The following is a 25,854-nucleotide window of genomic DNA, read 5'->3' on the forward strand; positions in this document are numbered from 1 at the left end:
TCGGGCTGAGCTCGTCGAAGCCCGCGCCCGAACTTCGCAAGAACCCTTCGACAAGCTCAGGGCGAACGGCTGTGATTCATCCTTCGCGTTGACCCATGCACCGTTCGGGCTGAGCTCGTCGAAGCCCGCGCCCGAACTTCGCAAGAACCCTTCGACAAGCTCAGGGCGAACGGCTGTGATTCATCCTTCGCGTTGACCCATGCACCGTTCGGGCTGAGCTCGTCGAAGCCCACGCCCGAACATCGCAAGAACCCTTCGACAAGCTCAGGGCGAACGGCTGTGATTCATCCTTCGCGTTGACCCATACACCGTTCGGGCTGAGCTTGTCGAAGCCCACGCCCGAACATCGCAAGAACCCTTCGACAAGCTCAGGACGAATGGCTGTTCGGGCGCCTCGTCACTGTACCAACTGCGCGGCCGCACGCACGACCGACAAGAAAGCCCCCAGCGCAGCCTGGTCTCTGTCAGTCTTCCACAGGCAGTGCGTTTCGTAGGGCGAGGTTTCGGCATCCAGCGGCACGAACACCGCACCCGGCAAGTTGGCCTGTTGCAGCGCGGCGGGCACCAGTGCCACACCCAGTCCCTGAGCGACCAGCGAAACCACACTGAGCCAGTGGCGCAATTCATAGCTCACCTCGGGAGAGAACCCTGCGTCGGCACACATGCCAAGAATGCGATCGTGGTAATCGGGTGACACGTTGCGCGAAATCATGGCGAATGGCTCGCCTTGCAACGTGCCCAGCGCGAGCCGCCTGCGCCGCGCCAAGGGGTGCCCTGCAGGCAGACAGGCGACGAATGGCTGGCGGGAAACCAGAATTTGCGAGAAACCCGCGGGCACGCGCGTGGTGTGCACGAAGCCGACATCCAGACGCTCGTGCAAGAGGTCGATGAGCTGGTCGCTGGAACTCAGCTCGCGCAAAGTCAGGCGCAGCTTGGGATGCGCTGCGGCGAACCCCTTGAGCATCTGAGGCAGGCCCCGATACAGCACGGTGCCGGCAAAGCCGATCTGCAGACTGCCCGCCATGCCTTGCGCCACCTCCCTCGCCTCGCGGGCGGCCTGGCCAGCCTGCTCCAGAAGCGCCCTGGCTGCGGGCACGAAAGCCTGCCCAGCCGCCGTGAGCTGCACGCCCCGGCTGTTGCGGGTGAACAGTTGCGCCCCCACAGATGCTTCGAGCTGCTGGATGTTGAGCGAGAGCGGCGGCTGTGTGATGGACAGTCGCTGCGCCGCACGACCGAAGTGAAGCTCTTCGGCCAGCGCCAGGAAATAGCGCAGATGACGGAATTCCATGAATATGATTTCTGGATCAGTGAATACAGTGACGATATTAGACAAGTATGCATGTGCAACCGACAATCGCACCATCCACAGACCGGAGACACACCATGCTTTCCCCCCAAAAGGCCAAGGCCAGCTTCAGCTGGGAAGACCCTTTCCAGCTTTCTCAGCAACTCGACGACGACGAGCGCCAGGTGATGGACGCTGCGCGGGCGTACTGCCAGGAAAAGTTGCTGCCCCGCGTGACGGAAGCCTTCCGCCACGAGAAGACCGACGTGGCCATCTTCCGCGAGATGGGTGAACTCGGCCTGCTCGGCCCCACCATTCCCGAAGCCTATGGCGGCGCCGGCCTGAATTACGTGTGCTACGGCCTGGTGGCGCGCGAAGTGGAGCGCGTGGACTCGGGATACCGCTCCATGATGAGCGTGCAGAGTTCGCTGGTGATGGTGCCCATCAACGAGTTCGGCACCGAAGCGCAGAAGCAGAAGTACCTGCCCAGGCTCGCCACCGGCGAATGGATCGGCTGCTTCGGCCTGACTGAGCCCAACCACGGTTCCGATCCTGGCAGCATGGTCACGCGGGCGAAAAAGGTGCCTGGTGGCTACAGCCTGTCCGGCGCCAAGATGTGGATCACCAATTCACCCATCGCCGATGTGTTCGTGGTCTGGGCCAAGGACGACGAGGGAGCGATCCGTGGGTTCATCCTGGAAAAAGGCATGAAGGGCCTGAGCGCCCCGGCGATCCACAGCAAGGTCGGCCTGCGCGCCTCCATCACCGGCGAGATCGTGATGGACGGCGTGTTCTGCCCCGAAGAGAACGCCTTCCCGGAAGTGCGAGGCTTGAAAGGGCCATTCACCTGCCTCAACAGCGCACGCTACGGCATCGCCTGGGGCGCGCTGGGTGCGGCAGAAGACTGCTACTTCCGCGCGCGCCAGTACGTGCTGGACCGCCAGCAGTTCGGCCGTCCGCTGGCCGCCAACCAGCTGATCCAGAAAAAGCTGGCCGACATGCTCACCGAGATCAGCCTGGGCCTGCAGGGCTGCCTGCGCCTGGGTCGCATGAAGGACGAAGGCACGGCGGCGGTGGAGATCACCTCCATCCTCAAGCGCAACAGCTGTGGCAAGGCGCTGGACATCGCCCGCCTGGCGCGCGACATGATGGGCGGCAACGGCATTTCCGACGAGTTTGGCGTCGCCCGCCACCTGGTGAACCTCGAAGTGGTCAACACTTACGAGGGCACCCACGACGTGCATGCCCTGATTCTCGGACGCGCCATCACGGGCATCGCGGCGTTCTCCTGAAGCGGGCGCGACACCGCGCTGTGCGGGCGATGGGTTACATTAATAACCCACTGGTCATTAACCGCGCCCATGCCTGCCTCACCCACTTCAGCCGCCCCGACGGCAGCCGATTCCGACTTCGACACCGAGCCGCGCCAGCGCCGTGCCCGGCGCAAGGAAGCGCGTCCGGGTGAGTTGCTCGACGCGGCATTGCAGCTCTTCGTGGAAAAGGGCTTTGCCTCGACCCGCGTGGAAGAAGTCGCCGCGCGCGCAGGGGTGTCCAAGGGCACGCTGTTCCTCTACTTCCCCAGCAAGGAAGAGCTCTTCAAAGCGGTGGTGCGTGAAAACATTGCCGGTCGATTCACCGAGTGGAACGAAGAACTCCAGCAGTTCAGCGGCGACAGTGCCGAACTGTTGCGCTACTGCATGCACTCGTGGTGGGAGCGCATCGGCATGTCGGCGGCTTCAGGCATCACCAAGCTGGTGATGAGCGAGGCGGGCATGTTCCCGGAAATCGCGGCCTTCTATCAGCAAGAGGTCATCACCCCGGGACATGACCTGTTGCGCCGCGTTCTCCAGCGAGGCATCGACCGGGGCGAATTCCGGCCCATGCCCCTGGAGTACGCGGTCTACAGCCTGATTGCGCCCATGATCTTCCTCTTGATGTGGAAGCACTCCATGGCGCCGTGCTGCCCCGCGTCCGAGCAGATTGACCCGATCGGCTTCATCGACAACCAGGTCGATCTGCTGCTGCGCGGGATGCAGACCAACACCCCCTCCCCATTTCCACCATGAACGCTGCCCGATCGCGCTCCACCTGGATCAAATGGTTGCTGCTGGCGATGCTGGTGGCGGGCGTCGGCGTTGGTCTGGTGCGCGCACTCGACAAGCGCAAGACCCAGGCTGCCGCTGCGCGCACGGCCGCCGAGTCTCTGCAAAAAGCGCCGGTCTACACACTGGCGGCGAGCGACGTGGTGACCGCGCAGTCTCTGGAGCTCACGCAGACCGTGGGCGTTTCTGGCTCCGTGAAGGCCTTGCAGACCGCCGCGGTGAAGGCACGCACCGCCGGCGAGATCCAGGGTCTGAGCAAACGCGAGGGCGACGAGGTGAAAGCCGGTGAAGTGCTCGCCCGCATCGACAGCACGGAGGCTCAGGCCCGCGTGCGCCAGGCAGCGCAGCAAGCCGAATCGGCGCAGGCACAGGTGAGCATCGCCAGACGAACGATGGACAACAACCAGGCGCTGGTTCGTCAGGGCTTCATCTCTGCCACGGCGCTGGAGACTTCCACCAACAACCTGTCTGCCGCCGAGGCCAACCACCGCGCCGCGCTGGCCGCGCTGGACATCGCACGAAAATCCCTGGCCGACACGACGCTGCGCTCGCCACTGAGCGGTCAGATCTCGGCGCGGCTGGTGCAGAACGGCGAGCGCGTGGGCATCGACACGCGCGTGTTCGACGTGGTCGACCTCTCTGCCTTTGAAATGGAGGCCGCCATCACGCCGGCCGACGCGGTTTCGGTGCGCGTGGGCCAGACCGCCATGTTGCGCATCGAGGGCCTGAGCGATCCGGTGCAGGCCACGGTCTCGCGCATCAACCCCAGCGTGCAGGCTGGCAGCCGCAGCGTGCTGGTGTACCTGCGCGTGCCAGCGGCCCCCGGCATGCGCCAGGGCATGTTTGCCCAGGGGCACCTGGTCACGGGTGCCGTCCAGGTGACCGCCGTGCCCGCTTCGGCGGTGCGCAACGACAGACCACAGCCCTACATCCAGATCGTGCGCGAAGGCTCGGTGGCGCACCTTGCCGTCACCGGTGGCGCCACGGGCCTGCGCGGCAGCGAGCCCATGCGAGAGATTGCCGGCCTGCCCGCCGGCACCCAGGTGCTCGGTGCGCAGGCGGGCCTGATCCGCGAAGGCACGGCCGTGAAGCTGGCCACGAACTGAGCCGCCGACCATGTGGTTCACCCAGGTCTCGCTGCGCAACCCGGTCTTTGCCACCATGGTGATGATCGCTTTCGTGGTGTTGGGCCTGTTCTCGTTTCAGCGCCTGCAGGTGGATCAGTTTCCCAACATCGACTTCCCCGTGGTGGTGGTCCAGGTGGCCTACCCCGGCGCATCTCCCGAGATCGTGGAGTCCGAGGTCACCAAGAAGGTGGAAGAGGCGGTCAACGCGATCGCCGGGGTCAACACACTCACCTCGCGCAGCTACGAAGGCCAGTCGATTGTCATCATCGAATTCCAGCTCACCGTGGACGGCCGCAAGGCGGCTGAGGATGTGCGGGAAAAGATCGCCATCCTGCGCCCGGTGTTCCGTGACGAGGTGGAGGAACCGCGCGTGCTGCGCTTCGACCCGGCCAGCCGCTCCATCTGGTCGGTGGCGGTCATCCCGCAGTCAGTGAACGGCAAAGCGCCCAGCGCGGTCGAGCTCACCACCTGGGCCGAACAGGTGTTCAAGAAGCGCCTGGAGAATGTGCGCGGCGTTGGCTCGGTCACGCTGGTCGGTGCCACGCGGCGTGCGATCAACATCGACCTCGATCCCTCGGCCATGGAAGCGCTTGGCGTGACCACCGAGCAGATCAACACCGCCGTGCGCAACGAAAACCAGGACCTGCCGGTGGGCACGCTCAAGGCCGGCGAGGCCGAGCGCGTGGTGCAGGTGCTCTCTCGCCTGCAGAACCCTCGGGATTTCGAGAACATCATCGTCGCGCGGCGCGGCGGCCAGGCCGTGCGCCTGGGCCAGGTGGCGAAGGTGAGCGACGGCACGCAAGAGGTGGAAAGCCTGGCGCTCTACAACGGCCAGCGCACGCTGCTGTTGCAGGTGCAGAAGGCGCAGGACGAAAACACCATCGCAGTCACCGATGGGCTCAAGAACGCCGTGGCTTCGCTGGGTGCGGAGTTGCCACCCGGCATGCGACTGGAACAGATTGCCGACGGCTCGCGCCCGATTCGCGTTTCGGTGGACAACGTGCGCCGCACCCTGATCGAGGGCGCGTTGCTGACCGTGCTCATCGTCTTTCTGTTCCTGAACTCGTGGCGCTCGACCGTCATCACCGGACTCACGCTACCGATCGCGCTGATCGGCACTTTTTTCTTCATGAACCTGTTCGGGTTCACCATCAACATGATCACGCTGATGGCGCTCACGCTTTCCGTGGGTCTGCTGATCGACGACGCCATCGTGGTTCGTGAAAACATCGTGCGGCACGTGCAGATGGGCAAGACGCCGTTCAACGCCGCCATGGACGGAACGCAGGAGATCGGGCTGGCGGTGCTGGCCACCACGCTGTCCATCGTGGCGGTGTTCCTGCCAATCGGCTTCATGGGCGGGATCATCGGCAAGTTTTTCCACGAGTTCGGGATCACCATGGTGGCGGCCGTGCTGATCTCCATGTTCGTGAGCTTCACGCTTGACCCCATGCTGTCCTCGGTCTGGCACGACCCTGCAACCCTCCGACAGGCTGAGGGCGATCGGTCCTGGTACGGGCGCACCATCGGCCGCGTGACAGGCTGGTTTGACCGCTTGCAGGACGATCTGGCCGACACCTACCAGGGCACGCTGCGCTGGTCGCTGAAACACAAGCCCGCCACACTGGGCCTGGCGCTGGCCACCTTCGTGGGCAGCCTGTTCATCTTGCCGCTGCTGGGCACCGAGTTTGTGCCCAAGGCCGATTTCTCCGAGACCTCGCTGAGCTTCCACACGCCCGTGGGCTCCTCGCTGCAGGCCACCGAGGCCAAGACGCGCCAGGTTGAGGCGATCCTGCGCGAGTTCCCCGAGGTGAAGTACACACTGTCCACGCTGAACACCGGCAACGCCCAGGGCGCGATGTACGCCAGCATCTACGTGCGCCTGGTCGACCGCAAGGACCGCACGCTCAGTGCCGACGCGATGTCGGCCCGGCTGCGCGAGCGACTGCGCAGCGTGCCGGGCATCACCGTCACGCACGTCGGCCTGCTCGACGCCGTGGGGGGCAACAAGCAGGTGGAGTTCTCGCTGCAAGGGGACGACCTGGCCGAGCTGGATCGCCTCACCCAGACCGTGATGGAGCGCATCCGCCCCATCGTGGGTCTGGTCGACCTGGACGCCAGCGTCAAGCCCAACAAGCCCACGGTGGATGTGAAGATGAAACGCGACCTGGCTTCCGACCTGGGCCTGAACGTGGCTGCGGTGGGTGCGAGCCTGCGCACGCTGGTGGCCGGCACCACAGTGGGCAACTGGCGCGCTGCCGACGGCCAGAGCTACGACGTGAACGTGCGGCTGGCGCCGGGTGAACGCGAGCGCACCAGCGATCTCGCCCGCCTGCCCCTCATGGTGGGCACCGCCGCCGACGGCACCGCGCGCGTGGTGCGCCTGGGCCAGGTGGCCGAAGTGGTGGACGCCACCGGCCCCAACCAGATCAACCGGCGCAACCTCAACCGCGAAGTGGCCATCAACGCCAACGTGTACGGCCGTTCGGCTGGCGAGGTTTCCAACGAGATCCGCCAGGCGCTCGATACCGTCGTATTCCCGCCGGGCTACCGTTACGAGTTCGGCGGCTCGACCAAAAACATGCAGGAGTCCTTCGGCTACGCGCTTTCTGCGCTGGCGCTGGCCATCATCTTCATCTACATGATCCTGGCCAGCCAGTTCCAGAGCTTCCTGCAACCGCTGGCCCTCATGACCTCTCTGCCACTCACGCTGATCGGCGTGGTGCTCGCGCTGCTCATGTTCGGCTCCACCATGAGCATGTTCTCGGTGATCGGCATCGTGCTGCTCATGGGCCTGGTGACCAAGAACGCCATCCTGCTGGTGGACTTCGCGATTCGCGCCCGCGAAGGCCGCGCCGGCGGTCCCCCGGTGGACCGCGAGACAGCCCTTTTGCTGGCCGCTCGGGTGCGCCTGCGCCCCATTCTCATGACCACGCTGGCCATGGTGTTCGGCATGGTGCCGCTGGCCTTTGCGCTCACCGAAGGTTCCGAACAGCGCGCACCCATGGGCCAGGCCGTCATCGGTGGCGTCGTCACCTCGTCATTGCTGACCCTGGTGGTGGTGCCCGTGGTGTATTGCTACATGGACGATCTGGCGGTCTGGCTGCGGCGACGCCTGGGTTGGGCCCCGGCGAACAAGGAGCAAACGCAAGCCGCTCGGTAAAATTGCGCAACTTCAGATAACATACCCCAAGGAGTATTAAATGACCTCGCAGAACAACCTGCCTCAAACCCATTCGGACCTCGCGCGCTTCAACATGATCGAGCAGCAGATCCGCCCGTGGGAAGTGCTGGACGCGCGCGTGCTGGACCTGCTGGCACGGGTGCGCCGCGAAGACTTCGTGCCGACGGCCCATCGGTCGCTGGCCTTTGCCGACCTGGAATTGCCCCTGACCCACCCGGCGGTGGAAGGCGAAACGATGCTTGCGCCCCGGGTCGAGGCCCGTCTGCTGCAAGACCTGGCGCTCAAGCCCACCGACAAGGTGCTGGAAGTGGGCAGCGGCAGCGGCTACATGGCAGCCCTGCTCGCGAGCCTCGCGCACAGCGTGGTTTCGCTGGAAATCAATCCCGAGCTGGTTCGCATGGCGCGCCAGAACCTGCAGGCCGCGGGCATCCACAACGTGGATGTGCGCGAGGCCGACGCGGCCGCCAACGGCTTCGCGGCCTGCGCCACCCATGGCCCGTTCGACGCCATCGTGCTCAGTGGTTCGGTGGCGGAGGTGCCGCCCGCCCTGCTGGCCTTGCTGGCCAAGGGTGGACGACTGGCCGCCATCGTGGGCTTCGAGCCCATGATGCGCGCCACCATCGTCACGCGCACTGGCGATGCGTCGTTCCAGACCGCTCAGCCATGGGACACCGTCGCGCCGCGCCTGCGGAACTTTCCTGCGCCTTCCAGCTTCCGTTTCTGATGCCGCGCTCACTCAGCATTCGCCCATGAAAGCCATCCACCCCGCCCAGTTCCAGGACTGGCTGCAACTCGCCGCAGGCAGCACCGTGCCCGTGGTACTCGATGTGCGTGAGCCCTGGGAACTCCAGACCGCATCGGTCCGCCCCGATGGTTTCGAACTGGTGGCCATGCCCATGCGCAGCGTGCCGGCACGCTACCTGGAACTGGACCGCGCACGCCCCATCGCCTGCCTGTGCCACCACGGTGCACGCAGCGCGCAGGTGACGCAGTTCCTTCTGCAGAACGGTTTCACCGACGTGGTCAACATTCACGGCGGCATCCACGCCTGGTCGCAAGAGCTCGACCCCGGCGTGCCGGTGTACTGAGCGCTCCACTGCCCGCATTGCGCCGCCTCGTTTCAAAGGACATTCCATGAACGCCCCGATCGCCCAGCCCTACACCGCACGACGCGGCCCGCCTGCCCTGAGCCGCATGGCACTGGCCGCGCTGCTGGCGCTCGGCGCCGCCACGAGCGCGCAGGCCCAGAGCCTCGTGGAACTGTTCGACGCCGCGCGTGGTTTTGATGCCACTTACCTCTCGGCGCGCTCGCAATACGAAGCCGACCTCTCCCGCGCGGCCCAGGCCCGCGCTGGCTTGCTGCCGCAGGTAGGCCTGGCCGCTGCCGCGAGCTGGGCGAGACGCGACAGCAGCAACAGCCTGCTCGACTCGACCAGCAACAGCCAAAGCACCGGCGTTTCGGCCAGTCAACCGCTCTACCGCCCCGCCAACAAACTCGCCGATGAGCAGGCGCAACTCTCCATCGACGTCGCCCGCGCCCGCCTCACCCAGGCCGAGCAGGACCTGATCCTGCGCACCTCGCAAGCCTATTTCGACGTGCTCGCCGCACAGGACACACTGACCTTCGTGCAGGCGCAGAAAGCCGCCGTGGCCGAGCAACTTGCCGCAGCCAAGCGCAACTTCGAGGTGGGCACCACCACCGTGACCGATTCGCGCGAGGCACAGGCGCAGTACGACCTGGTGCTGGCGCTCGAGATCGCCGCTGAGAACGACCTGCGGGTCAAGAAGCTCGCGCTGGACCAGCTCGTGGGCCGACCTGGCGTCACGCCCAGGCCGCTGATCGCTCCGGTGGCGCTGCCCCCGTTGTTGCCAGCCGATCCGCAAGCCTGGGTCAACCTCGCTGACGAAACGCATCCGACCATCCTGCAGGCCACACGCGGTCTGGAGATCGCGAAACTGGAGACCGCCAAGGCCGAGGCCGGACACAAGCCCACCGTCGATCTGGTGGCGCAGTACCAGGTGGCCCGTGCGCCATCGAACGTGGCCATCGTGCCGGGCAACGTGCGCACCAACAACGCCAGCGTGGGCGTGCAGTTCAACATGCCGCTGTTCGCTGGTTTCTCGATTCAGAACCGGGTCAGGGAAACCCTGTCTCTGGAGGAGAAGGCCCGCACCGACCTGGAGGCCGCGCGGCGCGGCGTGGACCTGAGCACGCGCAGTGCCTACCTCGGCGTGGTCTCGGGGCAGAGCCAGGTCAAGGCCCTGGAAGCGGCCGAAGCGTCGAGCCAGAGTGCGCTGGACGCCAACCGCCTGGGTTACCAGGTCGGCGTGCGCATCAACATCGACGTGCTCAATGCGCAGAGCCAGTTGTTCCAGACCAAGCGCGACCTGGCCCAGGCGCGCTACAACGTGCTGCTGGGCAGCCTGCGCCTGCGCCAGGCCAGCGGAAAGCTGGCGCCCGACGACCTGCTGCCCGTCAATTCGCTGCTGGCGCCCTAGACACGACTCCCCTACCGCGCCGCTTCGCGGATCTCGGCGAACGTGGCCTCGTCCGGGCGAGGCAGATCGCCCGCTTCCACCGCGCGCACGTACTGCCGCCGCATGCGGACCTGCAGCTCGCCCCGGTTCTTCTTGAGCAGCGGTATGCCCAGCAGACCAATGGTGGCGTAGCAGAACGACGAGTGGAAATTGCGTTTGGCCGTGGCCGCCTCGATGTGCGCCATCGCGCTCGCCCGCCAGGCGGCGTCGCGAGCGCCCGCGCCCAGCAGCTGGTCGCGCTCTTGTTGCAGGTGCGGGTCGGTGTAGGCGCCGTATTCCAGCGTCTTGACCACGGCCTCCACCGGCTGCCGGGCGATCGCCTGCAATAGCCGCTCTCGCGAGTACAGGCCTTCGCTGGGCACGCCTGCTGCGAACAAGGTGCGCGAAAAGCCGCGTTCGCCCCGGCGCACCGTGAGGTACTTGTTGCTGGTGGCCACGTAGTGGTTCCAGTAATCCAGGAACACGGTCGAACTCAGCACCGCTCGCTTGATGTGGAAGAAGTACGAAAGAAAAATGCCTGCGTGTTCGGATTCGGGCTGCGGGTGATCCACATGGCGCAACGCGCCCACGAATCCCGCGCTGGATTGCTCCATGGATGGGATCATGGTCTCGCCCTCGTCCAGCGGGAACCACACGCTGTCGTTGAGGATGATGAGGTGCTCCGGCGACACCGACCAGTGCCAGAGCAGGCGAATGCCATCGCGGTAGCCGCCGAAGTCGTAGCCGAAGTTGGGCCGCTCGACAAAGCGCCACACGCTGGAACCCATGGCTTGCTGGTCCAGCGAGGACACCGGCGAATTGGCCACCAGCAAGACGGCGTAACCGCGTTTCGTGAGATGCCGACAGGTGGCCAGCACCGAGGCGGCCATGCCACGCGGCTGGTACACCAGAAAGATGGCCACCCTGGACGTGAGGGGCGCGGCACCGTGGAGCATCCGGTAGCCCGAGGGAAATCGGGCATCGAGCCGGCGCTGGCGTGCGGGACCGATCAGACGCTCGGGAATCGACTGGATCTGCTCGCGCAGCGTCTGGAGTTCTCGTTCGATCTTCCAGCGTGGAATCATGCCCGTCACCTCTCGGGGGTGGGCGCTGCCTGGGGGCGCCAGCCGGCCAGCAGCAGGGGCAGCATCGAAGCAAAGAAGTGCCGCTCTGTAGTGACCCAGAAAGGGCCGTTGATGAAGCTGTCCACCAACAAAATCGCCATGAACGACACCGTCAGCAGTCGGTATCGCCCTTGCAGGGACAAGCCCGCCGAGAACGCGCGTTGCAGCAGCCACGCATACGCCAGTACGCCGATCGCACCGTGCTCGGCAGCGAAGAAGAGGAACTGGTTGTGCGGATGGACGCAGGAAATCGCACACTGGCCTGCATCGTTGTAGAACTGAAGCGAGTACACGCGGTAGCCACCCGTGCCGTGCCCCCATACCGGGCTGGAGACGAACATCTCCCAGGCGTTTTTCCACATGTCCAGCCGTGCGCCGATGGAGGTGCTGACCACCCCCCCATCGAGGTACTGGCCGAATTCGGCAAACCCGGAGAGGATGCGCTGCCGCAGCAGGGGGGACGACGCGAACAGCAACGCCATGAGCAACAGCACCGCTGCCAGGGCGCGCCACCGCCACACCACCGGCACCGACACCAGCGCCAGCGCACAGAACATGGCCAGCAGCACAGCCTGGCCCGTGCGCCCTTGCAGCAGGTGGGTGATGCTGAACACCGCAAACACGGCGACCACCGACCAGGCCACGCGCGCAGCACGGCCTTTGGCCTCCAGTGCATACACCACCGCCAGTGCGGTGAAGAACGACATCGCCAGTCCTTGCGCGATGTAGTCGTTGAAGATGTTGTGGCTGACACCGAAGCCGCGAACGTGGGAATCTGACCAGGGCACCTGAACCCAGATGTTGGCGTAGGTTGAGACCAGCGTGATCAGCGAACCCACTGCAAAGGCCACCAGTGCCCGCCGCTGCCAGCGCGGATCGCTCAGCAGCGTGAGCAACATCAGCATCATGGGGAACTTGCTGTAGACGTAGAGGTGCGTGCCGATGGTGGAGCGCGGTGCATCGGTGTAAGCGATGCCCACGAGCACCAGGGCGAACATCAGCAGGCAGGGCAGCGTGATGGGGTGGTGGCGGATCAGTGCCCACTTTTCGGTGTAGCGGCCGGAGAGCGGCCAGCACACCAGGATGAGCAGCACGGCGATGTTGACCAGCGCGATCGAAGTGGGCGCGCCCAGCAGCAGCGCCACGGCCGCCCAGCGGGCGGTCAGGTCCATCGAGGATTGAAAGCGGTGCAGGACCGTGGGTGCGGGCGAGTCGATCAACATCAGTCGCGGGAGAACGCTTTTTGCAGTGGCTGATGCCAGAACCCGGGACGGCGCAACACCTCCACGAAACCCTGCGCCGCATGTCCATTGCCGAACGTGGTGTCAGAGGCGAAACGCTGCCCCCAGGTCTCGCGCAGGAAGTGGTCGATCACCGAAACATTGCCCGCCGCGCACGCGGTGATGGATGGCCCGCTGGCGCGCTTGTTTTGCCGCGTGCCCACGTCCAGGCTCGGCACGCCCAGGAAAGGTGCCTCGCGCACGCCGGCGCTGCTGTTGCCCACCATGGCCGAGGCGTGGCGCATGAGTTCGGAAAAGTAGGCAAAGCGCATCGACGGAATCTGCCGGAAGCGCTCCGGCGGCAGGCGATGGAGCACGGCAAAGATGTCTTCGGTGCCGGGATCGTTGTTGGGCGAAATCACCACGAAATGGCGCCCACTCGCTTCCAGCCGCGAAAACAGGGCCTGCGCCTGCGCGCCGATGGTGTCGGCCTCTGACGTGACCGGGTGGAAGATCGCAATGCCGAAGTCGTCGAATGGAATGGCGTAGCGCTCTTTCACCTGGGCCAGCGACACGCCCGAAGGCAGCGCGTGGGTGTCGAGCTCGGGGGAACCGATGTTGTGCACGCGGTCCGCCGGTTCACCCAGCGCCAGCACGCGCTGGCGGGCTTCTTCCGAACTCACGAAATGCTGCGAACACAGCTTGGTGTTGCAGTGGCGGATGCTCTCGTCGATGGTGCCCGAGACCTCGCCGCCTTCGATGTGTGCCGAGGGGATGTATTTCATGGCACAGACAATGGACGCGGCGAGCGCTTCCACGCGGTCTCCGTGGATCACCACCAGGTCGGGGCGGTGCTCGTGCACGAAATCGGAAAACCCCAGGATCGTCTTGGAGAGAATGAAGTCCTGCGCATCGCCTTCGCGCTGATTGACAAACTCGAAGAACTCGGCGTTCGGAAAGCGCCTGACCTCCAGCCGAGTCTCGCCGTAGCGTCGCATCATGTGCATGCCGGTGATGAAGAAGCTGATGCCAAAGCCCGCCCGCTGCGCAGCGAGCGCCAGGGGCTCGAGCTTGCCAAAATCGGCCCGCGTGCCGGTGACGAAAAGCAGCCTCTGGCCCATCAGGTGTTCGCCAGCGGTTTCACACCGTGCAGGTCGCTCCACAACAGCTGCTGGTTGCGCTTGACATCGCGCGTGAGTTTCGCGCCCACCAGCCGGTCGAAGTGCTGCACCGAAATCTCGCCCGAGCCGGGACGGCGCGCCCAGATGTCGGTGGCGGTGATCACATGCCCGGCGGCCAGATCGCGGTCGGCCACCATCGAGCCGCGCGCGAAGCGGTACACGTCTTCTTCGGGCGCGGTGCGCACCTTGGGGTTGTTCAGCGCGGTGTGGATCTCTCGCGAGCGGTCGATCAGAAATTTGAGCTCGGCGGGGTCCATGGAGCATGCAATGTCGGGACCCTTGCGGTAGCGCGAGTCGGTGAAGTGGCGTTCCAGGATGCACGCGCCCAGCGCCACCGCCGAGATGGCCATTTCAGGACCGATGCTGTGGTCGGAGAAGCCGATGACGGCGCGCGGAAACGCGTTGCGCAACTCGGTGATGCCTTGCAGGCTCACGATCTCGGGTGGCGAGGGATAGAGGTTGGTGCATTCGAGCAACGCGTATTCAATGCCAGCGTCGTCGAGCGCCTGCACCGATGGCCGCATGCCGTCGATGGTCTGCATGCCCGTGCTCATGATGATGGGTTTGCCGAAGCTGGCGATGTGCCGGATCAGGGGCACGTGGTTGCATTCACCCGATCCGATCTTGAAGGCCGGGATGCCGATGTCGGCGAGGAAATCGGCCGCCGCGCGCGAGAACGGCGTGGAGATGTAGATCATGCCGAGTGATTCGGCATAGGTCTTGAGCGCAATCTCGTCGTCCCTGGAAAGCGCGCATTCGGCCATCACGTCCCAGATCGACTTGTCGGCGTTGGGCGGGAAAATCGCCTTGGCTTCGTCGGTCATCTCATCTTCGACGAAGTGCGTCTGGTGCTTGACCATTTCGCAACCGGCTCGGTGCGCGGCGAGCACCATGCCCTTGGCCACGTCCAGGCTGCCGCCGTGGTTGATGCCGATCTCGGCCACCACCAGGGGAGGATGAGCGGGCGAGATCTCTCGATGGGCGATCTTCATGGGTGGATTTCCTTCAGGGACTGATCTGTTTCAACAGCGCTTCGCAGCGCTCGAAGTCTTCCAGCGTGTCAACGTCCTGACTGCGCTCCAGCGGCATCTGCAACACGCCGATGCGTTCGGAGACAAAGCTTCCACGGGCGATGAACCCTTCGGCGTCCAGCACATAGATCGCCCCGTTGGGCCGCACCACCGGCGGCAGGCTCTGCCGGTTGGCGAAGCAGTACGCCGGATCGGAAAGGGGCTGGAATCGGTTGCCCCGCAGTGTGCCCCACTTGAGCACGCCCCGGTCGGCTTCGGTCACCGAAAGGACGACCTCGAAATAGCCACCGGAGAAGACGGTCAATGCGGACTCGATGTCGGCCGCGCGGCGCAGCGGCGACGTGGCCTGCAATAGCACCACCGTGCCATGGACGTCGGCCGCCTGCAGCGCGTGCTGCAACACCGGCGCCATGGGAATGTGGTCACCAGCGAGTTCGGCGGGTCGTTCCACGAGCGTCACCTCGGTCGGCAACTCGGCCCAGAGCACCTCTGGCATGTCGGTGGTGATCACCACGCGGGAGGCGCCCGCCGCCAGCGCCTGATCGAGCGCGTGGCGGTACAGCGGCTTGCCCGCCAGCGGGCGAATGTTCTTGGACGGCAGGCCCTTGGATCCGGCGCGCAGCGGGATGACCGCGGTCCAGGCCGGAGAGGAAAGGGGCATGATGGATTTCCTGTGGTGCGGGGTGCGCCCGCACGGTGCGAAGGCGTGTGCAGGTGCGTAACTATACTGAAAGCCTTTTGCCGGGCTACCGGCGAGCGCACCCCGCATCCACCGATGGCCCTGCCCTCTTCCTCCCGCCCATCGCCCCGCCCGTTTCCGCCCGGCTGGCGCCTGTCGGCCATGATCGCGCTGTACGAACTGTTGTGGCACCTGCTGCTGCCGTTCTTCCTGCTGTTCCTGTGGCAGCGCGGCAAGCGCGAGCCGCTGTACCGCCAGCATTGGGGCGAACGATTCGGCGCCGTGTCCAGCCGCCTGCAAAGCCCACTGTGGGTGCATTCGGCCTCCATGGGCGAAATCCGCGGTGCGGCGCCGCTGGTGCGCGCACTGCTCGCTGCAGGCTTTCCGGTGCTCGTGACGACGCTCACGCCCGCAGGCCGCAGCGCCGCGAACAAATTGTTCGAGGAGGCCATTTCCCAGGGCCGTGCACAGGTGGCTTTCGTGCCGCTGGAACTGGGCTGGGCAGTGCGGCGCTTCATCCGCCGCGTGCGCCCGCGCGCGGCCATGATGACCGAGATCGACACCTGGCCTGTGCTGCTTGCCACCATCCGCCGCCAGTGCGTGCCGCTGTGCATGGCCAACGCGCAATACCCGAAAAAGAGCATCGAGCGTGACCGCCGATGGGGCGGCTTTCGCGCCGGCATTTTCCAGGCCTACGAGCTTGTGTTGTGCAAATCGGAAACGCATGCGCAACGCTTTCGCGCCGTGGGCTGCGAGCGCGTGGTGATTGCAGGGGAAACGCGCTTCGATCTGCCGGTCTCGCCCGCGCAGCTCGCCGCCGCGCAGTCGTTGCTTGTGCCCTGGCGCCTGGCCACCGCGCTGCCGGCCGGCCGGCCAGTGCTGTGCTTCGCCAGCGCCATCGTCGGCGAGGACGAGCAGTTCATCGACGCCATCGCACGCGTGCAGGCTGGCCTCGCGGCGGCCAACCTGCCGCGCCTGCTGGTGGTCTATGTGCCGCGAAGCCCGCAGCGCTTCGACACGGTGGCCAACTTGCTGGAAGGCGCCGGGCTGAAGGTGGCGCGCCGCAGTCGCACGCTCGACGCCTCGTTGGCACCCTCCACAGATGCCCTCGACATGGACACGGTGGATGTGTTGCTGGGCGACTCGCTGGGCGAGATGTATTTCTACCTTGCACTTTCTCAGGTGGTGGTGGTCGGCGCCTCGTTCGTGCCACTGGGCGCACACAACGTGATCGAGCCGCTGGCACTGAAAAAACCGGTGATGGTGGGCCCCAGCATCTGGGGCATCGAGTACCCCGGCGTGGAAGCACTTGCCGCTGGCGTGCTGCAACAGCACATGACCATTCCGAGCCTGGCCGAAGCCCTGCTGAAGCTGCTGACATCGCCGGCCGACTACGCCGCCGCCATCGCGGGCGCCGAGGCGTTCTATGCCGAGCACGGTGGCGCCACGGAGCGCCACATGACCACCCTGGTGCCCTGGCTGGAGGGTCGGGAGTGAGCGAAGCGCGCCTGCCCTGGGTGCTGCGGGCCTACCTGGGGTTGGCCGCTGCGATGGCGCCCGTGTGGCGAAGGGGCCTGGAACGGCGGCTCCAGCGCGGCAAGGAAACGCCGCGCAGCGTGCGCCAGAAGCTGGGCACCGAATACGCCGACCGACCCGAAGGCACGGTGGTCTGGGGCCACGCCGTGGGTGTGGGCGAGGCCATGGCGCTGGCCGGCCTGTTCGCCCGCCTGGCACCGCTGCGGCCCGACTGCAGCTTTCTTCTCACCACCACGGCTCGCACCTCGGGTGATGCGCTCAAACGCACCGGGCTGCCCACGCGCTGCCAGCACCAGTTCGCGCCGGTGGACACGCCCGAGGCGGTGGCCCGCTTCCTGGACCACTGGCAGCCCTCGCTCGCGCTGTGGTGCGAGATGGACCTTTGGCCCGCGCTGATCGCGGGCACCGACGCTCGCGGCATTCCACGCGTGCTGGTCAATGCGCGACTCTCCCTCGAATCGCTGGCCAGGCGTCGATGGGGCCGCTGGCTTTACCAGGCCCTGCTGCCGGGGTTTCGCGACCTGTTCGCGCAGAACGAGGCCACGGCGCAAGCGCTGGTGAGCCTGGGCGCGCCGCGCGATCGCATCACCGTGAGCGGCACCATCAAGTCGCTGGTGCCGGCGCTGGGTTGTGACGTGGATGAGCTGGCGGCCTGGCGTGAAGCCCTGCAAGTGCGCCCGGTGTGGTTGCTGGCGTCGAGCCACCCCGGGGAGGAGGCGCTGGCGCTGCAAGCCCACGGGCGACTGCGCGCCCTGCAGCCGGAAGCCCTGCTGCTGATCGCACCCCGGGCGCCCTCGCGAGGTGCCGAAGTGGCGGCGCTGGCGGGCGATGCGCCGCTGCGCAGTTTGGGCGCCCAGTTGCCGACGAATGCGGGTGTCTACGTGGCCGACAGCATCGGCGAAATGGGCCTCTGGTATCGGCTGGCGCCCATTGCGCTGGTGGGTGGATCGTTTGCGCCCGTGGGGGGCCACAATCCCCACGAACCACTGGCGCTGGGCTGCGCGGTGCTGCACGGACCCGACGTCTGGAATTTTTCAGAGAGCTACGAGCGGCTCGATGGCCTGGGACAAAGTCTGCTGGTGCGCGACGTGGACGAGATCGTGCAAGCGGTCGTCGCTGCATGGTCGACGCCTCGCGATCCCGAAGCAGCTGCGCTGGTGGACCCGCAGGCGGAGGCGGTGATCACGCACGTTCTTTCGCACCTGCCCGGTTGAATCAGTGCGCACTCGCACCCACGACCGCGTCAGGTTTGCCCAGACGCAAAAGGGTCAGCATCGCCGCCTCGATGCGGTGCAAGGCCTCGGGTGTGTGTCCCTCGAAACGCAGAACCAGCACCGGCGTGGTGTTGGAAGCGCGCACCAGGCCGAAGCCATCGGGCCAGTCCACCCGCACACCGTCGATGGTCGACACCTTGGCGGGCGCGTCGAACTTCGCCAGCGCCACCAGCTTGTCCACCACCGCGTGCGGCTCGCCCTCGGCGCAGGCCACGTTGAGTTCTGGCGTACTAAAGCTGGTGGGCAGGGCATTGAGCACGTCGCTGGCGTTGGCACTGCGGCTCAGGATTTCCAGCAAGCGCGCACCCGCGTAGGTGCCATCGTCGAAGCCGTACCAGCGTTCCTTGAAGAAGATGTGGCCGCTCATTTCACCACCCAGCGGGCTGTCGAGTTCTTTCATGCGCGCCTTGATGAGCGAATGGCCGGTCTTGTAGATGTGCGCCACCCCGCCCGCCGATTCGATGGCGGGCGCCAGGCGCTGGGAGCATTTCACGTCGAAGACGATGTCGCCACCCGGCACGCGCGAGAGCACGTCCTGTGAGAACAGGATCATCTGCCTGTCCGGGTAGATGGTGGCGCCGTCCCTGGTGACGATGCCCAGGCGATCGCCGTCGCCGTCGAAGGCCAGGCCCAGTTCGGCGTCGGTCTCGCGCAGCGTGCGGATCACGTCCTGCAGGTTCTCGGGCTTGCTCGGGTCCGGGTGGTGGTTGGGAAAGTTGCCGTCCACCTCGCTGAACAGCTCGATCACCTCGCACCCCAGGGCGCGGAAGATCGCCGGAGCCGAAGCGCCGGCCACGCCGTTGCCGCAGTCCACCACCAGCTTCATCGGGCGTGCCAGTTTCACGTCGCCCACGATGCGCGCCCGGTAGGCCGCCGACACGTTGATCAGCCGCACGCGCCCGCCGTCCCTGCGCTGGTGGGTTTCGGCCTCCATCGTGCGGCGAAGCGCCTGAATGTCTTCACCAAAAATGGCACGGCCGCCGAGCACCATCTTGAAGCCGTTGTAATCGCGCGGGTTGTGACTGCCCGTGACCTGGATGCCGCTGCTGCACAGCGTGCTGGCCGCGAAGTACAGCATGGGGGTGGTGGCCATGCCGATGTCGATCACATCGACCCCGGCAGCCACCAGGCCGCGAATCAGCGCGGCCGACAGCGCCGGACCGCTCAGTCGGCCGTCGCGCCCAACCGCCACCGTGCGCTCGCCCTGCGCCAGTGCCTGCGTGCCGAACGCCAGGCCCAGGGCCTCGGCCACGCCTTCATTCAGGTCGGTCGGCGTGACGCCACGGATGTCATAGGCCTTGAAGATGGACGCAACAACTCGCATGAAGAATCCCTGTTCAACTGAAAAAGGCATTGTAGGAGGGGGTGTATCGACTTCCCGCAGGACATGTCCGGAAACGGCCAGTCAATACCCGGTCCAGGCCCTACCATGGCAAGCATGCATTCACCCGCCATCCCGATCGACGACGACGCCTGCTACCGCGCGCTGTGCGCGCACGACGCGCGTTTCGACGGCCGCTTTTTCACCGCCGTCACCTCCACCGGCATCTACTGCCGTCCGGTCTGCCGGGTGCGCACACCCCGCCGTGAGAACTGCCGTTTTTTCGAGCATGCCGCACAGGCCGAGCGCGCCGGTTTTCGCCCGTGCCTGCGTTGCCGGCCCGAGCTGGCCCCGCTGGAGCGGCACTGGTCCACCGAGGACGCCTCCGCCATCCTCGTGCAGCAGGCCACGCGCTGGCTCGACGACCCGGTGAACTGGGCGGACCCGGATCAGGCTGGCGCCATGAGCGAGCGGCTGGCCGCTCGCCTGGGTGTGAGCGATCGGCACCTTCGCCGCGTGTTCGAGGAGCGTCTGGGTGTCTCGCCATTGCAGTACCTGCAGACGCGCAAGCTGCTCACGGCCAAGCAGTTGCTGGCCGACACCGACCTGCCTGTGACCCAGGTGGCGCAGGCCAGCGGATTTGCCAGCGTGCGCCGGTTCAACGCGGCGTTTCTGGAGCACTACCGGCTCAACCCGACGCAACTGCGTCGCCAGATGCCGGTGCGCCGAGGCGCCAACACCGACCAGGGCAGCACGGTCCGCCTGGGCTATCGGCCACCGTACGACGCCACCGCCCTGCTTGCTTTCCTGAGCCAGCGCCTCATCACCGGCACCGGCTTCGTGTGCACCGAGCCAGGCGCGCCGCTGCAACTGGGGCAGACCTGCCGCGTGCCCGCCGCCGGACAGGTGCAAAAGGGCTGGCTGCTGGCCGATTTTGACGAAGCGCGTTGCCAGGTCGTGCTGCGCGTCAGCGATTCGCTGCGCGAGGCACTGCCCCAGGTGATCCACCGCGTGCGCGCTGCGCTCGACCTGGACGCAGACCCCGCCGCTATCAACGCGGTGTTGCACGAGGCCTTTCCCTGCGGCGACGGCCTGCGCGTGCCGGGTGCTGTCGATGGCTTCGAGCTGGCGGTGCGCGCCGTGCTCGGCCAGCAGATCACGGTGGCGGCTGCGCGCACGCTATCGCAGCGCCTGGTAGACCGTTTCGGCGAGGCCATCGACACGCCATTTGCCGCACTGACCCGCGTGTTCCCGGCGCCCGAGGTGCTGGCCCACGCCAGCGGCGATGCGCTGGGGCAACTGGGCATCGTGAAACAGCGACAGGCGGCCATCGTGGCGCTGGCGCAGGCGGTGGCCGAACACCGGCTCTCGCTGCACGGCAGCACCGATGTGCCTGCCACCATCGCCGCGCTGAAGGAATTGCCTGGCATCGGCGACTGGACGGCGCAATACATCGCCATGCGTGCGCTGCGCTGGCCCGACGCGTTCCCGTCCGGCGACGTGGCTTTGCACAAGATCATGGGCGTTCAACAGCACAGGCAGGCCGCGCGGCTGGCCGAGACCGCTTCCAGCGCCTGGAAGCCGTGGCGCAGCTACGCCGTGATACGCGCCTGGGCAGCCGGCACCATGCGTCCCGAAGCATTGAAAGGAACCCCGACATGAAACACGATCCCGCCACCGTCTTTGCCGAATGGCAGGGCCCGCTGGGCCCCATGGTGCTGGCCGCGACGCCACAGGGTCTGAGCGGCATCTGGTTCCAGGGCCAGCGGCACGGACCGGACACCTCGGCCTGGCAACGCGCAACCGATGTGGCCGTGCTTCAGCAGGCCATGACTCAGCTCGCCGCGTACTTCGCCGGCCGACGCAAGGCGTTCGACCTGCCGCTGGACCTGCGCGCCGGCACCGCTTTTCAGCAACGCGTGTGGCAGGCGCTGCTGGAGATCGCTCCCGGAGGCACCACCAGCTACGGCGCTCTGAGCAAACGCATCGGCAGCCCGGGTGCCGTTCGCGCCGTGGGCGCTGCCGTGGGACGCAACCCGGTGAGCATCGTCGTGCCCTGCCACCGCGTGATCGGAACAGACGGCTCGCTCACCGGCTACGCAGGTGGGCTGGAACGCAAGATCGCCCTGCTCGCCCTGGAAGGCGCCACGCGGCATTGAGCCGGATCGCGCATCAATTCGGGCAGCAAGCAGCATCAATGGCACCGCGCCCACGCCCATACCGATCGGCATACTTCCCGCCATGAAACCCGCTCTGCTCGCCGAATTCGTCCTGCTGGGCGCCCTCTGGGGCGCCTCCTTCCTGTTCATGCGCCTGTCCGTGGTGGACTTCGGCGCCCTGCCCACGGCCTTCGCGCGCGTCACCGTGGCTGCGGCCTTCCTGCTGCCCATTCTGTTCTGGAAGGGACAGGTCCGCATCCTGCTGCAACACTGGAAATCGCTCTTCCTGGTGGGCCTGCTGAACTCGGCCATTCCCTTCGCCTGCTTCTCGTTCGCGCTGCTCACCATCACCACCGGACTCTCGGCCATTCTCAATGCCACCGTGCCGCTGTTCGGCGCGGTGGTGGCGTGGCTCTGGCTCAAGGACCGTCCCAACGGCTCGCGCGTCCTGGGGCTGGTGATCGGCTTTGCCGGCATCGCGCTGCTCACCAGTGGCAAAGCCAGCTTCAAGCCCGACGCGGTCTCCGGCATCGCCCCCGCATGGGGCGTGCTGGCTTGCCTGCTGGCCACGCTGTGCTACGGCATCGCCGCCAGCTTCACCAAACGCTACCTCGGCGGCCTGCCATCCATGGTGACAGCCACCGGCAGCCAGCTCGGCGCGGTGTGCGGCCTGGCGTTGCCCGCGCTGTGGCTGTGGCCCGCCAGCGCACCGGGCCACACCGCGTGGGCGGCCATCGTGGCGCTCGGCGTGCTCTGCACGGGTGTGGCCTACGTCCTGTACTTCCGCCTGATCGAGCAGGCCGGCCCGGCGCGCGCACTCACCGTCACGTTCCTCATACCGGTGTTTGCGCTGATCTACGGCGCGCTGCTGCTGGGCGAGACCATCACACCGCTGATGATCGGCTGCGGCGTGGTGATTCTTTGCGGAACGGCCTTGTCGACGGGGTTGTTGCGCCCGCGGTGGCTGAGCAGTGCGAGATGAGGTGGGCCAGCCGGCCTGACGGCGTCCTCGATCTGGCGGCCCAGCCAGGGGCCGGCCCTTTCTGCCCCTCGTATGTTGAGGTGATCTCGATCGAGGTACCAGGGACCGTCCTTGTCGCCCATGACACACCGCTCGCTAGAGCAGAAGAGTTCGTCCGGGTTCAGAACTCGAAAGCCTTCGATGTGTGGCAATCTGGCGAGCAAATCACGGACACGCGCCTGGTGCACATGGTGCTGCGAAGTGGGCAGTGCGTTGCGATGGATGACGGCTTCGGCCGCTGGGTCGCCCCATAGACCGGCCTGGTTGAGTTTGTGGAACACCTTCCTGGGCTCCACGATCTGCTGAGGCACCTGCTCCACCAGAAAGACCCGCGCGCCCAGCGCCTGGTAGGCGCGCACGGTGCGCTCGAGCGCCCGTACAAACACCGCCTTCGAGTGTTCGCGCGACAGCGGGTCGGCATCGTTCTCCACCAGGTAGTACCTGCGTGCGGAACGGGTCGTGCTCTCGCCTTCGGTGTACATGCTCCAGCGCGCCACCAGCAGCAGATTCGAAGGCCGGACCTGGCTGGCATAGGTGTATTGCGCCTGCGCAAGCGAGCGGCAGACGTCCTGGGGCCAGATGCCCGACCTCACATCCACCCCCAGCAAGGGAAGGCATCCACCCATGCCAATGTAGGCATGGGGAAACGCACGCTCACCCGACAGTGACACCAGCGCAGGCAGAAAAGCATCTGCGTGGCTGTCGCCGAACAGTGCCGTGTCCACATCGCCTGAACGCGCATCTTCGGGCAGGCGGCACTGGGCCTGAACCTCGGCAGAAACTGCGAGCTGGTTGCCACAGGGTTCGGCCAGCCCTTGCCACTTGAACAGGCCTGCGACTCGGGCGTGGTTGTCGATGCGCCCGGGATAGCCCTGGTTTCCGTAGAGCAACACGGCAATGCCGACAAACAGCAACGCGATGGTCAGCGCGCCCATGAACACGCTACGGCGTGAAAACGTGCTCCGCTTCCTGAATGGTTGCTCCACGAACCGCCAGGTCAACGCCGCCAGCAGAAAGGTCAACGCACACAACCACAGGTAGGCGGGCATCGAAAGTTCGCTGACAGAGGCCTGCCTTGCGAGAGCGAAGAGCGGCTGATGCCACAGGTAGGCGCTGTAGCTCACCAGACCAATGCCGACCAGGCCAGCGGAGCCCAGCCATCGGCCAGCCAGGTTGTGTGGCTGCGCGAACACGATGATCAGGAACGTCCCCAGAACGGGAACCAATGCGTACACGCCTGGCCAGGGCAAGGCCCGGTCGAACCCATGAAGGCTCAGCACAAGCATGGCCAGGCCGGCCGCGGCCAGGGTGCCGGCCGCGGTCGGCCCCGGCATGGGCGACTTCGACCGGAGGTAGACAGCGGCCAGCGCACCGATCATCAGTTCCCAGGCCCTGAACGGCAGCAAATAGAAGGCTGCGTCGGGATGGGCTCTGGAGCCCCACTCGGCCAATGCAAAGCTGAGGATAGCCACACACATCAATGCAGCGGTCGCCGTCTTGCTCCCTCGCCGAAAGAGAAAACAGGCGACAACGGGAAAGATCAGGTAGTACTGCTCCTCAACGGCAAGGCTCCAGGTGTGCAGCAAGGGCAACAGCTCGGCATCGGGCTGGAAGTAGCCGCTCTCGCTCCAGAACAGGTGGTTGGAGGCAAACAGCATCACGGCCAGGATGCTCTTGGAAAAGGCCTTCAGGTCTTCGGGAAGCAGCACAAGGAAGGAGAGGATCAGTGTGGCTGCGACCACGACGAACAAGGCCGGCAGGAGCCGTCGGGCCCGACGCTCGTAGAAGCCCGCGAACGAGAATCTGCCTTGCGCCATCTCGTCCAGAATGATCCCGGTGATCAGATAGCCACTGATCACAAAGAAGACGTCAACCCCGGCGAACCCGCCAGAGAATCCGGCGACGCCCGCATGGAACAGCACGACGGGCACCACCGCAAGGGCTCGCAGCCCGTCAATCTCCCGTCTGTACTTCAACGCAGTCCCGCCTCGCCATCAAGTGCCTGGTCCCCACCTCCTGGGGCGTATGGCAGCGGCGAGTCTAGGCAGGCTCAGTGAAACGGACTGCGTTCGGGTCCGAATGAACGAATATCGAGATTGAAAGAACAGCCAGCGGGAACCAGCGCCGGAAACCGCCTCAGAGATCGAGCACCAGGGTGGGCGACTTCGAGCCCGAACAGCAGATCATGATGTGCCGGTTCGCCGAGCGCTCCTCTTCGGTGAGGTATTCGTCGCGGTGGTCCGGCTCACCCTCGATCACGCCGGTCATGCAGGTGCCGCAGACACCCGCGCTGCAGGCATATTGCACGGACACGCCCTGGTCCAGCAACGCGTCTAGGATGGTCTTGCCTGGCATCACCGCGATGCGCTGGCCGCTTCGCTGAAGCACCAGTTCGAAGCCGCCCGCCGTAGCGGCTTCGCTCGCCGCGGCAAAGCGCTCCAGGTGAACCCGCTCGGGCGGCAACTGCGTGCAGGCGGACTGGTAGGCGTCGATCATGCGCGCTGGTCCACAGCAATAGAAGTGGGCGCCCGCAGGTGCGTTGGCCACCACCTGGGCCAGATCCATGCGGCTCTGGTCCTCGGCTCCGCAGTGCAGCGTGAGGCGCCCCCGGCCGGCATCGAGGGCTCGAAGCTCGTCGAGAAACACCGCGTGCTGCGGCGAGCGGGCCGCCAGGTGCAACCGCCACGAACGGCCTTCGCGGTCCAGCTGGCGCACCATGGCCATCAGCGGCGTGATGCCGATGCCGCCGCCGATCAGCACGGACTCGGCGGCATCTGCGGCCAGGGCAAAGTCGTTGACGGGTGGATGTATCTCCAGCACATCGCCCACGCGGGGACGATCATGCAGCCAGACCGATCCGCCCTTCCCCTCGGGTTCGCGCAACACGGCCACCACATACCGGTGGGTCTCGGCGGGGTCGTTGATCAGCGAGTAACTCCGGATCTTTTCGCCGGGCAGCAAGAAGTCGATGTGGGCGCCGGCGGTGAAGGCGGGCAGCGCCCCGCCCTGGGCGGCGACCAGTTCGAGCGAGACGATGTCCTGCGCCTCCAGCCGGATCTGGCGCAGACGGACTTTCAATGGTTTGTCGGGCAT

At 66.1% G+C, this 25,854-nt stretch carries 20 protein-coding genes and 1 pseudogene; 12 read left to right on the forward strand and 9 right to left on the reverse strand.

Features of this window, described 5'->3' with window-relative positions; genetic code table 11:
• Window positions 1–397 precede the first annotated feature (397 nt).
• The gene (locus AB7F11_RS00005; protein ID WP_428291678.1) at window positions 398–1,288 is read right to left on the reverse strand and encodes a LysR substrate-binding domain-containing protein; all 891 of its coding nucleotides are present in this window, start codon (window positions 1,286–1,288) and stop codon (window positions 398–400) included.
• 95 nt (window positions 1,289–1,383) lie between these two features.
• On the opposite strand from AB7F11_RS00005, the gene AB7F11_RS00010 reads away from it, so the two are divergent.
• The 7 genes from AB7F11_RS00010 (at window position 1,384) to AB7F11_RS00040 (ending at window position 10,197) form a co-directional block, all read left to right on the forward strand.
• The gene (locus tag AB7F11_RS00010) at window positions 1,384–2,577 is read left to right on the forward strand and encodes an acyl-CoA dehydrogenase (protein WP_428291677.1); all 1,194 of its coding nucleotides are present in this window, start codon (window positions 1,384–1,386) and stop codon (window positions 2,575–2,577) included.
• 69 nt (window positions 2,578–2,646) lie between these two features.
• Entirely contained in the window at window positions 2,647–3,351 is a 705-nt protein-coding gene (locus AB7F11_RS00015; RefSeq protein ID WP_428291676.1) for a TetR/AcrR family transcriptional regulator, read from the forward strand.
• Window positions 3,348–4,493: an efflux RND transporter periplasmic adaptor subunit gene (locus AB7F11_RS00020; protein WP_428291675.1), complete on the forward strand. Its 1,146-nt coding sequence runs from the start codon at window positions 3,348–3,350 to the stop codon at window positions 4,491–4,493. The genes AB7F11_RS00015 and AB7F11_RS00020 overlap by 4 nt, the downstream gene beginning before the upstream one ends.
• Window positions 4,494–4,503: 10 nt before the next feature.
• Complete coding sequence (locus AB7F11_RS00025; RefSeq protein WP_428291674.1) at window positions 4,504–7,677, forward strand: efflux RND transporter permease subunit; 3,174 nt, start codon at window positions 4,504–4,506, stop codon at window positions 7,675–7,677.
• Window positions 7,678–7,717: 40 nt separating this feature from the next.
• Window positions 7,718–8,422: a protein-L-isoaspartate O-methyltransferase family protein gene (locus AB7F11_RS00030; RefSeq protein ID WP_428291673.1), complete on the forward strand. Its 705-nt coding sequence runs from the start codon at window positions 7,718–7,720 to the stop codon at window positions 8,420–8,422.
• 25 nt (window positions 8,423–8,447) lie between these two features.
• Complete coding sequence (locus tag AB7F11_RS00035; RefSeq protein WP_428299817.1) at window positions 8,448–8,786, forward strand: rhodanese-like domain-containing protein; 339 nt, start codon at window positions 8,448–8,450, stop codon at window positions 8,784–8,786.
• Window positions 8,787–8,832: 46 nt separating this feature from the next.
• Window positions 8,833–10,197, forward strand: a complete 1,365-nt coding sequence (locus tag AB7F11_RS00040) for a TolC family outer membrane protein (protein WP_428288557.1) — start codon at window positions 8,833–8,835, stop codon at window positions 10,195–10,197.
• An 11-nt stretch (window positions 10,198–10,208) separates the two neighbouring features.
• On the opposite strand, the gene AB7F11_RS00045 is transcribed toward AB7F11_RS00040, so the two are convergent.
• The 5 genes from AB7F11_RS00045 to AB7F11_RS00065 are packed head-to-tail and all read right to left on the reverse strand — an operon-like array spanning window position 10,209 to window position 15,432.
• Window positions 10,209–11,300 (reverse strand): rhamnan synthesis F family protein, encoded by a 1,092-nt coding sequence (locus AB7F11_RS00045; RefSeq protein ID WP_428299816.1) that lies wholly within the window; start codon window positions 11,298–11,300, stop codon window positions 10,209–10,211.
• 5 nt (window positions 11,301–11,305) lie between these two features.
• The gene (locus tag AB7F11_RS00050; protein ID WP_428288559.1) at window positions 11,306–12,511 is read right to left on the reverse strand and encodes an O-antigen ligase family protein; all 1,206 of its coding nucleotides are present in this window, start codon (window positions 12,509–12,511) and stop codon (window positions 11,306–11,308) included.
• Between the two features lie 50 nt (window positions 12,512–12,561).
• Window positions 12,562–13,680 (reverse strand): UDP-N-acetylglucosamine 2-epimerase, encoded by a 1,119-nt coding sequence (gene neuC / locus AB7F11_RS00055; RefSeq protein WP_428288560.1) that lies wholly within the window; start codon window positions 13,678–13,680, stop codon window positions 12,562–12,564.
• Complete coding sequence (locus tag AB7F11_RS00060) at window positions 13,680–14,732, reverse strand: N-acetylneuraminate synthase family protein (RefSeq protein WP_428288561.1); 1,053 nt, start codon at window positions 14,730–14,732, stop codon at window positions 13,680–13,682. Before AB7F11_RS00060 ends, neuC begins: the two co-directional genes overlap by 1 nt.
• Before the next feature lie 13 nt (window positions 14,733–14,745).
• Entirely contained in the window at window positions 14,746–15,432 is a 687-nt protein-coding gene (locus tag AB7F11_RS00065) for a cytidylyltransferase domain-containing protein (protein WP_428288562.1), read from the reverse strand.
• 114 nt (window positions 15,433–15,546) lie between these two features.
• On the opposite strand from AB7F11_RS00065, the gene AB7F11_RS00070 reads away from it, so the two are divergent.
• Window positions 15,547–16,947, forward strand: coding sequence for a 3-deoxy-D-manno-octulosonic acid transferase (locus AB7F11_RS00070; protein WP_428288563.1), 1,401 nt, complete (start codon window positions 15,547–15,549; stop codon window positions 16,945–16,947).
• Window positions 16,944–18,200 (forward strand): 3-deoxy-D-manno-octulosonic acid transferase, encoded by a 1,257-nt coding sequence (locus AB7F11_RS00075; protein WP_428288564.1) that lies wholly within the window; start codon window positions 16,944–16,946, stop codon window positions 18,198–18,200. The genes AB7F11_RS00070 and AB7F11_RS00075 overlap by 4 nt, the downstream gene beginning before the upstream one ends.
• 1 nt (window position 18,201) lies before the next feature.
• On the opposite strand, the gene AB7F11_RS00080 is transcribed toward AB7F11_RS00075, so the two are convergent.
• Complete coding sequence (locus tag AB7F11_RS00080; protein ID WP_428288565.1) at window positions 18,202–19,584, reverse strand: phosphomannomutase/phosphoglucomutase; 1,383 nt, start codon at window positions 19,582–19,584, stop codon at window positions 18,202–18,204.
• Window positions 19,585–19,689: 105 nt separating this feature from the next.
• Between AB7F11_RS00080 and AB7F11_RS00085 the strand changes: the two genes are divergently transcribed.
• The 3 genes from AB7F11_RS00085 to AB7F11_RS00095 all read left to right on the forward strand — a co-directional run bounded on the left by AB7F11_RS00085 (window position 19,690) and on the right by AB7F11_RS00095 (window position 22,722).
• Window positions 19,690–21,243: a DNA-3-methyladenine glycosylase 2 family protein gene (locus tag AB7F11_RS00085; protein WP_428300714.1), complete on the forward strand. Its 1,554-nt coding sequence runs from the start codon at window positions 19,690–19,692 to the stop codon at window positions 21,241–21,243.
• Window positions 21,240–21,740: a methylated-DNA--[protein]-cysteine S-methyltransferase gene (locus tag AB7F11_RS00090; RefSeq protein ID WP_428288567.1), complete on the forward strand. Its 501-nt coding sequence runs from the start codon at window positions 21,240–21,242 to the stop codon at window positions 21,738–21,740. The genes AB7F11_RS00085 and AB7F11_RS00090 overlap by 4 nt, the downstream gene beginning before the upstream one ends.
• A gap of 82 nt (window positions 21,741–21,822) precedes the next feature.
• On the forward strand, window positions 21,823–22,722 hold the full coding sequence (locus AB7F11_RS00095) for a DMT family transporter (protein WP_428288568.1): 900 nt from the start codon (window positions 21,823–21,825) through the stop codon (window positions 22,720–22,722).
• Window positions 22,723–22,781: 59 nt separating this feature from the next.
• Here AB7F11_RS00095 and AB7F11_RS00100 read toward each other — a convergent pair.
• Together AB7F11_RS00100 and AB7F11_RS00105 are read right to left on the reverse strand one after the other, a co-directional pair.
• Window positions 22,782–24,737, reverse strand: a pseudogene (locus AB7F11_RS00100) (acyltransferase family protein); the annotation flags it as partial.
• A 160-nt stretch (window positions 24,738–24,897) separates the two neighbouring features.
• A complete protein-coding gene (locus AB7F11_RS00105) occupies window positions 24,898–25,854 on the reverse strand; it encodes a PDR/VanB family oxidoreductase (RefSeq protein WP_428288569.1) in 957 nt (318 codons plus the stop codon).

This window comes from Hydrogenophaga sp., from assembly GCF_050250835.1.
In the GTDB taxonomy this organism is placed as follows: Bacteria; Pseudomonadota; Gammaproteobacteria; order Burkholderiales; family Burkholderiaceae_C; genus Hydrogenophaga.